This is a genomic window from Pistricoccus aurantiacus (genome assembly GCF_007954585.1).
GTDB lineage: Bacteria > Pseudomonadota > Gammaproteobacteria > Pseudomonadales > Halomonadaceae > Pistricoccus > Pistricoccus aurantiacus.
The window spans coordinates 1977687-1992847 of the sequence record NZ_CP042382.1 but is presented as its reverse complement, the minus strand read 5'-3'; the positions used below and the strand labels follow the sequence as shown (position 1 = coordinate 1992847).

Annotated in this window: 8 protein-coding genes; 7 read left to right on the top strand and 1 reads right to left on the bottom strand. The window is 62.0% G+C overall.

Annotated elements, in window-relative coordinates; all coding sequences use genetic code 11:
- The first annotated feature begins 3 nt into the window (after positions 1-3).
- Genes FGL86_RS09580 through pelG form a run of 7 tightly spaced genes read left to right on the top strand, consistent with a single transcriptional unit; the run spans position 4 to position 12580 of the window.
- The gene (locus tag FGL86_RS09580) at positions 4-2823 is read left to right on the top strand and encodes a bifunctional glycoside hydrolase/polysaccharide deacetylase family protein (RefSeq protein ID WP_246131586.1); all 2820 of its coding nucleotides are present in this window, start codon (positions 4-6) and stop codon (positions 2821-2823) included.
- On the top strand, positions 2816-6616 hold the full coding sequence (locus FGL86_RS09575; RefSeq protein WP_147184351.1) for a tetratricopeptide repeat protein: 3801 nt from the start codon (positions 2816-2818) through the stop codon (positions 6614-6616). Before FGL86_RS09580 ends, FGL86_RS09575 begins: the two co-directional genes overlap by 8 nt.
- A gap of 42 nt (positions 6617-6658) precedes the next feature.
- The gene (locus FGL86_RS09570; RefSeq protein WP_147184350.1) at positions 6659-7225 is read left to right on the top strand and encodes a hypothetical protein; all 567 of its coding nucleotides are present in this window, start codon (positions 6659-6661) and stop codon (positions 7223-7225) included.
- A 7-nt stretch (positions 7226-7232) separates the two neighbouring features.
- Complete coding sequence (locus tag FGL86_RS09565; RefSeq protein WP_147184349.1) at positions 7233-8648, top strand: PelD GGDEF domain-containing protein; 1416 nt, start codon at positions 7233-7235, stop codon at positions 8646-8648.
- Positions 8635-9666 carry a hypothetical protein gene (locus FGL86_RS09560; protein WP_147184348.1) on the top strand — a complete coding sequence of 344 codons (1032 nt, stop codon included), beginning with the start codon at positions 8635-8637 and terminating at the stop codon, positions 9664-9666. Before FGL86_RS09565 ends, FGL86_RS09560 begins: the two co-directional genes overlap by 14 nt.
- Positions 9648-11210, top strand: coding sequence for a GT4 family glycosyltransferase PelF (gene pelF, locus FGL86_RS09555; RefSeq protein WP_147184347.1), 1563 nt, complete (start codon positions 9648-9650; stop codon positions 11208-11210). The genes FGL86_RS09560 and pelF overlap by 19 nt, the downstream gene beginning before the upstream one ends.
- Positions 11198-12580, top strand: coding sequence for an exopolysaccharide Pel transporter PelG (gene pelG / locus FGL86_RS09550; RefSeq protein WP_147184346.1), 1383 nt, complete (start codon positions 11198-11200; stop codon positions 12578-12580). The genes pelF and pelG overlap by 13 nt, the downstream gene beginning before the upstream one ends.
- On the opposite strand, the gene FGL86_RS09545 is transcribed toward pelG, so the two are convergent.
- Positions 12577-15144, bottom strand: coding sequence for an ABC transporter permease (locus FGL86_RS09545; protein WP_147186147.1), 2568 nt, complete (start codon positions 15142-15144; stop codon positions 12577-12579). The two genes, pelG and FGL86_RS09545, sit on opposite strands and share 4 nt — an antisense overlap.
- Positions 15145-15161 lie beyond the last annotated feature (17 nt).

Below are 15161 nucleotides of genomic sequence, written 5' to 3'. Positions count from 1 at the left end.
TCGATGATGAACAAAATCACCACGCTCGAGCAACGCTGGCTATTGGCTGCACTGATCTGTCTGACATTCACCTTGACCTGGGCCTCCCGGGCCATGGCGTCGGAGCAGCCGAGCGTGGCGTTCTATTACGGCAGCGACATCCCCTTCGAACAACTTGATCAGTTCGACTGGGTGGTGATCGAGGCGGATAGCATGGCGCCTGGGGATCAGCAGCGCCTGGCGCGTAACGGCGCGCAGGTCTTTGCCTATCTGAGCGTCGGCGAACTGGAACAATGGCGCAAGACCACGGCTCCCCCCCCGGAATCGAGCCTGATGATGGACAACCCGGACTGGCCGGCTCGCGTGGCGGACCTGACGAATCCGGACTGGCAGGAGTATCTCTTCGAAGAGCGCGTCACCAAACTCTGGGAACAGGGCTATCGCGCCTTTTTCCTGGATACGTTGGATAGCTACCAGTTCTTTGCCAAGGACAGTGAAGAAGCTGCCGTCCAGCAGACGGCGCTGGTGGATATCATCCAACGCCTGCATGAGCGCTTCCCCGGTATCAAGCTACTGCTCAACCGTGGCTTCGAGGTGCTCGATCGGGTGCAGGACGATATCGTCGGTGTCGCGGCGGAATCCCTTTACCGCCGGTGGAATCCGAGTACGGGGGTTTATGGCAACGTACCCGAGGAAGACAGCGACTGGCTGCTGAATCAACTGACCAGAATTCAGGATGAGTACGATCTGCCTGTCATTGCCATCGACTATGTGCCGGCGGCGGATCGCGAGGTCGCTCGGGAAACCGCCAGACGCATCCATGAAAAAGGCCTCATTCCCTGGGTCAGCGTACCTGAACTGAATCAGGTGGGAGTGGGGTTGATCGAGCCGGTGCCGCGCCGCGCGCTGGTGTTCTACAACTCCAAGGATGTGGATGATGGAATGCTTTCCAACACCGCCGCCTATCAGACCCTTGGGGTTCCTCTGGAATACCTGGGCTTCGCCGTCGAATACCGCGATGTCAACAAGCCGCTGCCGGAAGGCGTTCTCAATGGCCGTTATGCCGGCATCCTGACCTGGTTCCAGGGCCCACTCGAAGAGGGCCAACAGTTCGGCGACTGGCTGTCCCGGCAGATGCAGCAAGGCAGCAAGGTAGCCATCTTCGGCGCCTTGGCCTTTCCGCTGAGCGGAGAGCTGAGTCGTATGACCGGATTGCAACGGGTGGACGGGTTCGACAGCGCAACCCTTGAGATCACCGATTTCGATGAAATGATGGGCTATGAAGGCATGCCCGATTCCCCCGAGTTTTTCCAGGGCGGCTTCCGCAGCCGTCGCGAAAGCAACAAGCTTCATCTTACCCTTGAGGATGCCAAGGGCGTCAGGCTATCACCGGTCATCACCGGCGACTGGGGCGGCATCGCCGTCAGCCCCTGGGAAGTCCAGAACATAGGCTCCCAGCAGCGCTGGCTTCTCGATCCGTTCGCTTTCCTGAAAAACAGCCTCGACCTGCCGACGTTCCCGGTACCGGACACCACCACGGAAAACGGCTCGCGCTTCTGGACGACACAGATCGACGGCGACGCCTTCATCAGTCATGCGGAATTCCCCGGCGCGCCTTTCACCGGCGAGATCATGCTGGAGGAAGTGCTCAAACGCTACGACGTACCCACCACCGTCTCCATCGTCGAAGGCGAATTCGGCCCCAAGAGCGTCAGACCTCAGGACGGTCCCGAGCTGGAACCGCTGGCAAGAGAGATCTTCGCCCTGCCCTGGATAGAACTCGCCACCCACACCTTCAGCCACCCTTTCGAATGGCACAAGCTGAAGGAAGGCGACCTGGCGGGGCAAGGCAAGACGAAAGCGGGTTTCCACTACAATCTCCCGCTGGAAGGCTATCGCTATTCCCTGGAAAGAGAAATCGTGGGTTCCGCCAACTATATCGATCGACGCCTGGCGCCTCCCGGCAAACGCACCGAGGTGGTGCTGTGGTCCGGCAACGCCCTGCCGCCGGAGAAAGCGCTGGCCATCATCGAGCGCAACGGTATGGTCAATTTCAACGGGGGCAACACCAGCATCACTCGGGACAACCCGTCGCTGACCCAGGTTTCGCCCATGCTGCGTCCGGTGGGCGACTATCTGCAGGTCAATGCCCCCATCATCAACGAAAACGTCTATACCAACGAGATGACATCGCCGCTGTGGGGCTATCGCCGGGTCATCGAAACCTTTCAGCTCACCGACATGCCGCGCCGGCTGAAGCCCATCAGCATCTACTACCACTTCTATTCCGCGGGCACTCCAGCGGCGCTGCGCGCCCTCAAGCAAGTCTATGACTATGTGCTGGAACAGGAGACGCTGCCGGTCTACGTCAGTACCTGGAGCAAGCTTGCCACCAGCTGGTACGACGTGGGCGTTGCCCGTCATCTCGATGGCAGCTGGCGCATCAGCGGCACGACTAAAAACCGCACCTTGCGTATTCCTACCGAGCTTGGCTGGCCGGATTTTGCGCGGTCAAGCCAGGTGGCCGGGGTTCGCGATATCCCCCAGGGTCGCTACGTGGCGCTTTCCGGCGCTGATCATGCCCGCCTGGTGCTCGACGAGGAACCGCCGCGCAGCCCTTATCTGAAACGGGCCAACGGCCGCCTGACGGACTGGCAAGTGCCCTCGGCGACGCACAAGACCATGACTCTGAGTGCGGAGGAGGTCGCCCTTGTCGTCGAACTCGGTGCCACCCAAGGCTGCCGCGTCAATGCGCCGGGGGCTTCCTTCACGATCATCGACGATGGCGTACTGCTGAATTACGACCAACCGGGACCCGCGACCATAGAGGTATTCTGTGACTAGCCTATCGGAACGCCTGCTTTCCCCCTGGATCCTGTACAGCCTGGCCATCGGGCTGGTATTGGCGCTGCTGGCGGTTTTTCCGGCACAGCGGCTGCTGAACATGGACGACCCGGAACGTTCCGGCGATCAGAATGCGGCGCTGCTGTACGCCCAGGCGAGCCTGCGCTCGGCGCCTCACCGGCTCGATTACCGTCTGCGGCTGGCAAAGCTGCAGCTCGAGGTGGGAGAAATCGACGCCGCGGGCGAAACCTTGGAACCGGTGGCAAATGATCCCTCCCTCGACGCTCAGTGGTGGCTGCTCGAGTACCAGTGGAGGCGCTACATCGAAGCCTTCGGCTCCAACGAACTGGAAGATATCAAGAACGAATTGATTACGCGCATGGATCGCTATATCGCGGCGGTGCGGAAAACGGCCAGCGAGTCAAGGATAACGCCAAACAGCAAACGCATCGAGACCTTGGCCCTGCACTGGCTGGCGCTGAACCGGCCGGATCGTGCCGCTAGCAGCTATGAAATCCTGGCCCGCTACGATGTACAAAATCGCTTCAGATGGTACAGCGAGGCGGGCCGATATTGGCTGCAAGCCGGCGATCCTGGCCAAGCGGCGGAGGCCTGGCATCAGGCCTGGCATTCCAGCGAAAGCGTCATGCAGGCAGTCAAGCCCAGCGACCCGGCTCAGGCCGGCTATCGGATTCAGCATTCTGAAAAACCACTTGCCGCTGGCTGGCTCGACTGGCTGGTTCCCTCGGCTCAAGCACAAGAAGCGCAGCAAGACCGAGAAAGGCCGAACGATCGACAGAAAACAGGGGATTCTCGACGAGAAGCCGCGCGCCAATCCCTGCTGGCGGCTCAGCAGAGTGGCGACGCCGCCCTGGCGCTGGAATACGTCAAGGAATATCTCGAAGCCTATCCGAATGATCCGGAACTGCTCGATATCGCCGTGAAAATCTACCTGGCGGAAAATCAGCCCGCTCAGGCTCTGGACGTCTCTCGCCGTCTCGTCAAGATGACGCCGGAGGATAGCCAATTGCTGAGTCGCCACGCGGCCATCGCCATCGCCGCTGACAAACCGGCCGTCGCTATCGATACCCTCAAGACGCTGCGACGCATGGAGCCGGACAACCTCGAACACCTGGAAAATCTCTATCATGCCTATCGCTGGAGCGGCAAACCCGAGCAGGCGTTGGACGTCCTGATCGACTGGGCCAAGCGCGGCGAGAACCCGGACCGCGAGCGCGAAATCGTGAAACTGTCACGGGATCTCTACGATCGTCAGACGGCGCTCGAGGCCCTGCAGCGCCTGCAGGAACAGGACGCCATGAACTTGGAAGATCGCGGACAGCTGGTCGATCTCCTCGATCAGCTAGGCAAGCCGGATGAGGCTATCGCCCAACTTCGCGAATGGCGTCAGGCAGGTTTCGATGACTGGAATCTATCCGCGAGGCTCGCCACCCTGCTCGAACAGGTTGGTGAACTGGATGAGGCCGCCGAGGTCTGGGCGGCTCTGGCAAAGCAGCAAAAAGGCGAAGATCCCAGCGCCGCCCGGGAGCAAAGCCGTCTGCTGGTTCGCCTGTGGAACCTGAAAGATGCCCAGGAAGTGCTTGTCGAGGCAGGCGAGCCCACCGACCCTTCCGCTTCACGTCCGGAATGGCAGCATCGTCCCTACTGGCAGCAGCGCTCGGATCTGGCCTATCTGCTGGGTAGTTCCGCGGACACGATTCGCGCCCTGCAGGAGCTGGGCGAGCATTACACGCTGAACGCCAACCAGCGGGATACCCTGATGCAGGCCGCCTACGAGCAGAAGGATATCGGGCTTGTCGCGCGCCTGGCGGAACGTCGCTGGCGAGAGTCCAAGGATATCCGCGGCGTCATCCAGGGCTTTCAGCTGGCCCAAGGCATGCGTCGGCCGGATGTCGCTCGGGAACTCCTGGCCCTGGCGGAGGAAGCTCCCGAGAAATTCGAGAACTCCGCGGACTACTGGGCGGCGATGGGTGAGCAGAACCTGACCGAGAACTCGCCCAAGAAAGCCTTGGACGCCTATCGACGCGGTCGAAGGATCGCCCCCGACCGGCTCGATCTGGTCGCCGGCGAAATCTACGCATTGGCCGCTGGCGGTCAAGAAGAAGCCCTGAAAGCCAAGCTGGAGAAGTGGCAATCTCGCGGCGACGAATCCCTCAGCCTCGCGGTGGCGCTGGCGGACGGCTATCAGGCGCTAGGACGACTGGATCGATCTCTCGGCTGGCATCGTCGCATCGAATCTCAGTATCCGCCCAACCCGCAGCGTCTTCTCAACTTTTCCTATCTGCTTCACCAGACCGGAAAGGATCGTGAAAGCTACGCCGCACGTCGTCTTGCCATGACCAGATGGACACCTATCCTGGCCAAGCAGCTGGATCAGCCGCTCGAAGAGGCGGATCTGCGGGACCAAGTCGTCGCCCTGACAAGTACCCGCACCCACCTCGGGGGCGATCAGGCGGCTAGCTGGCACGATGCTCTGATCACTCAGATGGATCCCATGGACGACAGCGGCGCCAGACAGGGCGAACTGGCGCTGCAGGCGCTTGAAGTAATGGGCCAGCAGGAACGTTATCGCTATCTGTGGTCATATCGCCAGCAGGCAAAACTCGAGACGGCACCCAACCACGAGGTCAGCATAGCCCTGCAGCGCAACGATAACGTGCGTCTGCGGCAGTTATTGAACGACCCGAACGTGCCCATGGGCAAGGAAACCCGTTTCTACATCAACCAGCACCTGAAGCGTTACGACACCGCGCTGAAGCAGGCCAACGATCTGCATGACGGCGGCGGCGACTTTCGTGCGGAGATCGTCAATCTTCGTCAGCAAATGCCCAACCGCATGGGCGCCGAAGTGCGCTATCGGGAACTGGGGGATCTGGATATCTCGGAAGAAAGCCTGAGCCTCGAGCGCTCCGTATCGAACTGGACCGGCAGTCTTGAGCTTGCCAAGCGTCAGTTCGATGCGGACAGCCTCGAATCCGTTCAGGACGCTTCCGGGCTCGAGGATGAGTGGTTCGGTGAAGTCACTCTCCTGCGTCGGGGACAGCGTGCTCAGACCGAACTGGCGATAGGCGCCATCGAAAGCGATGGCGATACGCATCTGACCGCCGGCATCAAGCAGAGTCTGGATTTCACCTCCCGTCTCAAGGGCAGCCTGTTCGCGGATATGGGCGAACCATCGGAGGCCGGCGACCTGTTGCGACTGCTGGCGGTGGAGGATCAGGTAGGCGCCTCGCTCAACTGGACTCTCACCGCTCGCGACCAGCTGTTTCTCAATGCCCGTAAACTCTGGTACCGGGAACGCGAGGATCGTCAGCGTCTGGGGGATGGCGCACGCTACGAAGCCTTGCTCAGCCACCTGCTGATCGAGGGCCCGACGCGCAGCGTGGAGCTGCAGATCTTTGCCAGCCACGACCGTCAGGACGCGGACGACAAGCTGCCCGAGACCATCGCCGCGCGGCTGTCATCGGACAGCACGCCGGGCACGCTGCTCAGCGACGACTCGACCTTCCTGGGCGGCGGCATCAGCTTTTCTCGCGGTCTGCCGGGGGGCGCCTTTCCCAACGTCGCCTCGCCTCGCCTGCAGCTGACCCTGGGCGGTGGCCAGCGCTGGCCCAGCAATGATTTTGCCGGCAACGTTTCCTTCGATATCGGCAGTCGTCTCTTCGGTGGCGACGAGCTGAGCTTCGGCATCGACATCGACGACGGCACCGGCGTGGATGACACCACCCGCTTCGGCGCCCAGCTCAACTACCAGATCTTTCTAGGACGCTAAGTCCTTTACCAGCACTCAGTCATTCATCAAGGAGAAATGTCCATGCAGCTATCACCCTCTCGACTGTTACTGGCCCGACTGCCGCAGGCCCGGTACATGGCGCTAATGCTTTTGGGGCTGCTGACGATACTGCTGTCAGCCTGTTCGACGACTCAGGTGCATGAAGAGCAGCCTTTGAACTCCAACGCCGAATGGGGTATCGCCGTCAGCAATCACTCGGAGACACCGCTGGCGGGACAGAAAGCGGAGGGCATGCTGATCACTGCACTGACCAAGCGTGGAATCAAGTCCGTTCAGGTGGCGCCGCGAGACGAGACGGCCAACCCGCTTACCGTCGATGGAAGCGGCGATCTTCAGTCCGCCCTTACCTGGGCGCAGCAGCGCTCGATGAAGTATCTGGTAACCGGCGCGGTGCAGGAATGGCACTACAAGACCGGACTGGACGGCGAGCCTGCGGTAGGTGTCTCCCTGCAGGTGCGCGACGCCAACTCCGGCGAGATTCTCTGGAGCGCCAACGGCTCACGGGGCGGCTGGGGATTCGACACCCTGAGCGGCGTGGCCAGCAAGCAACTCGACAAGCTAGTGGGCAAGATGCCCTTGAAACCTTGAGGTCAGCATGAACAAGGACACCAACAGCGCGACGCAGGAGGAGGCGCGGCGAGCATTCTCGGTGGACGGCACCATGATTACCCGAGCGAGCGACATCAAGGTCGAGCCTCCTTCGCACAGCAAACGCCTTCTCGAAACGCTGCTTATCGGTCTTGGTGTCCCGGCGCTGGGGTTCCTCTTCAGCCCTCAGGATCCCTTGCTGATCGAACTGGGAGCGCCTTGGCTGTTGATGGCCGGCCCCGTGCTGATGGGGTCGCTGCATGGCTCGCTCTATGGCGTTATCGCTGCCTTGCTTGCCATCGCCTTGATGGTCGTGGTGCAAAGCGGCCTGCATATCGTTGGTCTGTCGGTGTTCCGTGGCGTCATCGCCATTCATGCCATCGCCCTGCTGATGCTAGGGCTGGGGTGCGGGGAATTGACGACGCGGCTGCGCTGCAAGCTGCGTCAGCTATCGCTGCTGGCCACCACTCAGGATCTACGTCAGGAAGCCTTTCTTCGCCACTACCATCTGCTCCGGGTTTCTCACGACCAGCTGACGGAACAGATGGCTTCCAAGCCCTTCACGCTTCGCGATACCTTGACGCGGCTGACGCGCAACCTGGCGGAGCGGGTTCAACGGGATACGGATGAGCGCGTCTCTTTGGAGCGTCTTGGCGACGAGATACTGTCCTTTATCGGCCAGCACAGCCGAGTGCAGCAGGCAGCGTTGCTGCCCGTCGACGCCGAGGGCAAGCTGACGGCTCCGGTGGCCTGGCTGGGTGCGCCGAGCGAACTCGATCTGTCCGATACGCTACTGCAAGAATGTCTGCATCGCGGTCAACTAGTGGGGTTGAACGACTTTCTCGAGGCCGAGGCGAATACTCCCCTATGCGCAGTGCCTCTGGTCGACATTCGAGAGCATGTGCACGGCGTCGTCGCCGTGATGGACATTCCTTTCGTGGATTTCCATGATGGCCAGCTACAGCTGCTCTCGGTGATTGGCGCGCATCTGGGCGATCTGTTCAGCGCCCGCAGCGACGATGACGACGATCTCGAAGAAAGCCTGGAAATCTGGATCAAGCACGCCCATCGGGATCATCTCACCTCGACGATCGTCAGCGTTACCCTGCCAGAGGCGCTTGGGGAGCGTTACGGCCCTCAGGTAGCACGTCTTATCGACAAGCAGCGCCGCGGTCTCGACAGAAGCTGGGATATTCGACTCGATAGCGGTCGCCGACGCTTTATCGTCCTGATGCCGCTGGCGGACATCCATTCGCTGACGCCCTTTCGAGCCCGCCTGACGCCGCCGCTGGAGTCGCTGTTCGAGCAGGATGAACTGCCCAGGGGGGTAACGTTCTCAAGCCTTGTCATCGACGGCGATCGTTCCGCGGAATTGCTGCTGGATACGCTGCACAGCGATGAGATGCGCTATGCCACATCATGATTTCTGGAATCGGCTGGCACGCACCTGTATCGCCTTGACGCTTCTGGCCCTGGGCGTCGGCCTCGAGCTGTTCGCCATTGCTCGATGGCTGGAGAACGATATCCTCCGGGGTGCGTTTTGGCACCTGCTGGCGCTCGCTCCCCTGACGGTAGCGCTAAAAATGGGATTCCCCAAGCACATGCGGCGCAGCGGTGGCATTGGATTATGGCTGCTGCTGCTTTGCATCAGCGCCCTGATGCCGCTGATCGGCCCCTTGGGGCTAGCATTTTTCGTGCTGCCGGCACTACACCGCGCGCGCCCTCGCCGACCGCGTCACTGGCGACTGGTGCCGCGCCCTGAATATCCACAGCAGGCACTATCGGTGCCGGACGCTCAGAGCCATGCGCTGCGTTCCGGGCTTGCCAGCGTGCTTAGCCATGCCGGCGATACCGCCCACCGTCAGCGGGCATTGATTCAAGCCCAGCATCTTCCTCGTCGCCAGGTAGTGACCCTGATGCGTCAAGGCCTCGCGGATGGCGCCGACGACGTGCGCCTGCTCGGCTACTCCATGCTGAACGCCCTGGAAAATGACCTGGAAAGGCAGATTCGCGGACTCAAGAAACGTCTCGAGACGGATGAAGACGCCCAGGGCCGAATCGCCGAGGCCATCGCCCGGCTCTACGGCGAATATGGCTATCTGGAACTGGCTCAGGGCAGCGCTCTGGGGGTGCTGCTCGACGAAGGGCTGGAATACCTTCATCAGGCGCAACAGCGTCATGATACCGCTGCCCGCTGGAAGCTGCGGGCGAGGCTGTACCTTCTGCATCGTCGCTATGACGACGCGCACCAATCTCTCGACAAGGCCGCTCAGCGCGGGCTGGCGGAAAAGGACCTGGCGGACCTGCGCGCCGAGCTTGCGCTTCATCAGCGCCGCCTGCCGGATCTGCGCCATCAACTGAAGCTGCTGGCCTACTCCAACCGTCAATCACTGGCACTGCGTCAACTCATGGAATACTGGCAATGCAATTCCCCCAACTGAGTGCGAATGACCCACCCGCGGACGTGATACTGCTGCTGGAAGGTACCTATCCGATGGTGCGAGGCGGGGTGGCCGGCTGGCTGGATCAGTTGATACGAGGACTGCCGGAGTTGAGTTTCGCGGTGATCTTTCTCGGCAGCCGTCCCCAGGATTATCAAGGACTGCGCTATGAGCTGGCGGACAACGTGGTCCATCTGGAATGTCACTATCTGGTGGACGGTTCGGTGCAGCGCAAGGCCAATCGGCGACCGCCTCGAGGCTGTCCCGCGGCCTTCGCCGCCAGTCGTCGGTTTCACGAACATCTCAAGAAGGATTCTGCCACCCCGGATCAGGCGCTGAGCGAAGTGACTCAGCTACTCGGCAAGCGTGGCGGCCTGTCTCGCGAAGACTTCCTGCATAGCGAAGCCGCCTGGCACGAAATCGTCAGGCACTACGAGGAGGACTATACGGAGCCCTCCTTCCTTCACTACTTCTGGTCCGTGCGCAACATGCACGCACCCTTGTTCGTACTGGCGGAAATCGCCAACAACCTGCCGCCGGGTCGCTGTCTGCACGCCATTTCCACCGGGTACGGCGGTTTTCTCGGCGCCTTGGCCCACCATCGTACCGGGCTCCCGCTGCTGGTGACCGAGCATGGCATCTATACCAAGGAGCGGCATATCGATCTGCTCGAGGCGGAGTGGATTCATACGCCGCAGGATCGCCTGAGTCATGGCTTGAGCTACGACACCGGCTATCTGCGTCATCTGTGGATACGCTTTTTCCAGAGCCTGGGCCGCATGACCTACTCCGCCGCGGCACGCATCACCACCCTTTACTGCGGCAATCAGCAGCGTCAGATTGCCGACGGCGCGGACCCCGCTCGCACGGAGGTCATTCCCAACGGTATCAAGATCGAGCGTTTTCGCCCCTTGCGGGAGCAGACCCAGGCCAACGACCGTCCGATCGTGGTACTGCTCGGCCGGGTCACGCCCATCAAGGACATCAAGACCTTCATTCGCTCCATGCACCACCTGTTGGCCCGGGTACCGGAGGCGGAGGGCTGGATCGTCGGCCCGGACGACGAGGACCCCGCCTATGCCCAGGAATGCCGAGATCTGACCGAACAGCTCATGCTCGGCGAGCGGCTCAAGTTTCTGGGCTTTCAATCCACGGAGAAAATTCTCGCCCAGGCGAAGCTGGTGGTGCTGACCTCGATCAGCGAGGCGCAGCCGCTGGTGGTACTGGAAGCGCTGGCGGCCGGCGTGCCGGTGATCACCAGCGATGTCGGCTCCTGTCGTGAAATGCTGCTGGGGGACGGCTCGCCGGCCCAGGCCGCGGGGCGTATCGTGCCCATCGCCAGCCCGGAGCGAACCGCGAGCGCCGCCGCGGAACTGTTGAATTCCCGAGATGCCTGGCAAGCTGCCAGAGAGGTGGGCATCGAGCGCGTCGAGCAAGAATACGCCGAGGCGCTGATGCTGGAGCGCTATCGCACCCTTTATCAGGGCGCCGCCGGCGAAGACGTCGAGCATCATTCCAAGGAGACCGCCCTATGGCCGGAATAGGCTTCGAACTGCGCCGCCTGCTCAACCAGAACAGCTATCTGAGCATGCTGCGAGCTTACGGCTACGCCGCGCTTATCGGCTCCGGCCCTTGGGTCATGTCCATCCTGGCGGTCATGGCGCTGGGGATGCTGAGCGTTGTCAACTCAGGGCTTCCTCAGGCGCCGCGATTCATCACCAATTTTCTGGTGTCCGTCACCTGGCTGGTGGCTTCGTCGCTGATTCTCACCGGCGGTATACAGCTGGTTTTTACCCGCTTCGTGGCGGATCGCCTGTACGAGAATCGCGCGGATCAGGTGATGCCCAACCTGCTGGGCATGATGACCCTGATTACACTGGTCGCGGGCGGTCTGGGGCTGCTGGCGATTTTCAGCGTCTTCGACGGGACTCAATGGCCTTACCGCCTGCTGATGGCGATCAGTTTCGTACTGCTGTGCAACGTCTGGTGCATCACGGTGTTTGTCGCCGGGCTCAAGGCCTACCGGCGCGTTCTGCTGGCCTTCGCCCTCGGCTACGGCAGCATGCTGATACTGGGTCTGCTGTGGCAGGGCCATGGCATCGAAGGGTTGCTGAGCGCCTTCGCCGTGGGCCAAGGTCTGCTGCTGTTCTTCCTGATGGGCATGGTGGCGAAGACCTTTCCCAGCCGACAGGGCTGGGCCTTCAATGTCTTTCGCGCGGGCCAGTGGCAGCCCAAGCTGCTGCTGGTGGGTTTTTTCTACAACCTGGGCATCTGGGCGGACAAGCTGGTGTTCTGGTTCAACCCGGATACTTCGGTATCGATCATTGGCCCTTTGAGAGCCTCGCCGCTGCACGACCTGCCGCTCTTCGTCGCCTATCTTTCCATCGTGCCGGGCATGACCATCTTCCTGATGCGTATCGAGACCAATTTCGCCGAGAACTGCCGCGAATTCGATCGTGCCATTCGCGGCGGCCGTCCGCTGGCGGAAATCGAGCAGTGGCGGCTCGCCATGGTGAAAAGCGTGCGTCGCGGCATCTACGACATCGTCAAGGTCCAGGGCGTCACGGTGCTGCTGCTGATGCTGGCCGGTCCCAGCCTGCTGAATCTACTCGGCTTCTCGTCCTGGTATCTGCCGCTGTTCAATGTCTTTCTGGTGGCGGTGGCGATCCAGGTACTGTTCATGGCCCTGCTCAACGTGCTCTTTTACCTGGATCACCTGACGCCGGCACTGTGGCTTTGTGCGCTCTTCTGCGTCAGCAACGTCGTGTTCACGCTGATCTCCCAGTCCCTTGGGCCCACCTTCTACGGTTACGGCTATGCCGCCTCGCTGCTGATGGTGACCCTGATCGGCCTTAGTCGTCTGGACGGAGAATTCTCGCGACTGACGCTGCGTACCTTCATGCGTCAGCCTTAGGTTTCCCCTAGTAAACCAAGGCTTGCCATGGGCGCCTGTCGACGCAGACTCCGGGACAGCCAGTGGCCAATAAATCCGATGATCAAGGCTCCACCCAGCGGCAGCACCAGCCATAGCTTCCAGTGCAGTCGCGGGGCCAGGTCCAGCCAGCTGAGATAGATGCCGGCGGCGGCGAGCTCCGCGAGAAGCGCGCCCATCAGGCCGCTGGTCAAACCGAGCACGAAGAACTCGCTGCCCTGCACTCGAGAAATCAGCCGATTGCCGGCGCCGAATACGCGCAGCAGGCCGCTTTCATGGGCGCGCATGGGCAGGCTGGCAGTCAGGGCGGCGTAGAGCACGCTGACCCCGGCCAGCAGCACGAAACCCAGCACCAGTTCCACCGCTCGGGTCACTTGAGTCAGGAGTTCCTTCACCTGGCCGAGAATCGCCTCCACGTTGAGCAGCGACACCCCGGGGAATTGCTTCATCAGCTCCCGGGTCACGCCGCGCTGGCTTTCGTCCACGTAGAAAGCGGTGATGAAACTATGGGCGAAGTCCCCCAGCACGCCCGGGGGAAAGATCACGTAGAAGTTGGGACGAAAACTGTCCCAGTCCAAATCCCTCAGGCTGGTGATCCGCCCGGTGATGGCGTTCTCGGCGATAGAAAAGGTCAAGGTATCCCCCAGGCCGATGCCGAGCTGTCCCGCCAGATCGTTTTCCAGAGAGATCGGCACCTCCGCCTGCTTCCGGGTTTCGCCGTACCAGCCTTTGGTATCATCCGTTTCAGGCATTGAGTCGAACCACTGCCCCGCCACCAGGCGATTGCCTTCGGGAAGCTCTTCCTGCCAGGTCAGGTTGAGCTCGCGATTCAGCGCATTGTTGCCCTGGGCGCCCTCCGGCACCGCCTGCTTGGGGGGCTGGCCGTTGATGGCGGTGATGCGACCGCGCACCATGGGATACAGCGCGGTGCGCAGACTCACTTCCCCTTCCAGCGTATCGATAAAGGGTTCCCGCTCCTGGGGCTGGATATTGATGGCGAAATAGTTGGGCGTGTCCTCCGGGAGCTGGTCCTGCCAGGTGGTCAGCAGGTCGCCGCGTACCAGGGCGATCATGCCCAGGGCGGCAAAGGTTACCGCGAAGGCCAGCAGCTGCCCCAGGCTTGCCTGGCGACGGCGCGCCAGCTGACGTGCCCCCAGGCGCAGCGCGCTGGGCCAGCCGGAGGATGGGCTCTTCGAATTCACCGGCAGTCTCGCGGCGAGACGCAGCACGCCGCCGAGCATCAGGCCGCCCAGCCCCCAGAGCACGATCAGCATGATCAGACCGCCGATCAGCAGGCCGACGGACAGAGCAAGATCGCCGGAATATAGCCATAGCAGCGCACCAAACACGCCACCGGCGAATGCCGCCACCAGCCAGGCGGACATCGGCAGCGGGTCGAGTTCCCGGCGCAATACTTTCAAGGCGCTTACCCGCTTGAGCCGCAGCAGCGTCGGCCCGGCGAATCCCACCAGCACCGCCAGGGCGGTCAGGATACCGAGCCCCAGGGGCAATAATCCCGGTGGCGGCAGTTCCAGCGGCAGAAAGCGGGTCAACAGCGCAAGGAGCCCCGCCTGCCCCGCCAAGCCCAGCAGCGCGCCAATCAGCGAGGCAGCCAAGGCCAGCCAGGCCAGCTGCAGGGCGAACAGTCGGGAAAGCTGCGCCTGAGAAGCGCCGAAGCAGCGCAACAGCGCCGCGGTATCTAGGTGGCGATCCACGTAGCGCCGGGTGGCCATGGCCACCGCCACCCCGGCCAGCAGCACCGCTGCCAGCCCGGCGAGGCTAAGGTATTTTTCCGCCCGCTCCAGGGCGCTGCCCAACCCCGGCCGATCGACCCGAACATCCTGTACTTCGACGCCATTTTCACGCAGCTCGATGAGCCGACTCTCCAGACTCTCTACCGCCTGGGGTGAACCGGCGGCCAGCAGCTCATAGTCGATGCGCGAACCGGGGCGAGCCAGCTGTGTGGCTTCCAGATCCGCCAGATTCATCATCAGGCGAGGATTGAAGCTCGAGAAGCCACCGGACTGATCCGCCTCTCGCTCGACGATACCGGTGATTTCCAGCCGGGTCTGGCCGACCTGGAGCGAATCGCCGATCCCCACCTGCAAGCGCTCCGCCAGCCTTGGATCGATCCAGGCTTCGCCGGGTCTTGGGCCGCGAGGAATCTGTTCGACGCCGTTACCCAGATCCACTAGGGTCGCGCCGTAGTGAGGATAGACATCATCCACCACCTTGAGGCTGGCAGGCTGAAAGCGATCGTCGCGGCTGATCATCGACACCAGATCCACCTGCTCGCTGAGGGTCAGCCCTGCCTCCCGCAGCTCCTGCTTCAAATCGGATGAAAACGGCTCGCTCTGCTCCAGCACCAGATCGCCACCGAGCATCTGCCCCGCCTGGCGCTCCAGACCGCGCTCCAGGCGATCGAGGAAGAATCCGATCATGGTGGAAGCCGCCACCGCCAGCGCAAGCGCAACGAACAGGGCACGCACGTCCGCCGCCCGTAGATCGCGTACCAGACCCTTCAAGGAAAGCTTGAACCAGTGCATGGCGAGCGCGGAACGAG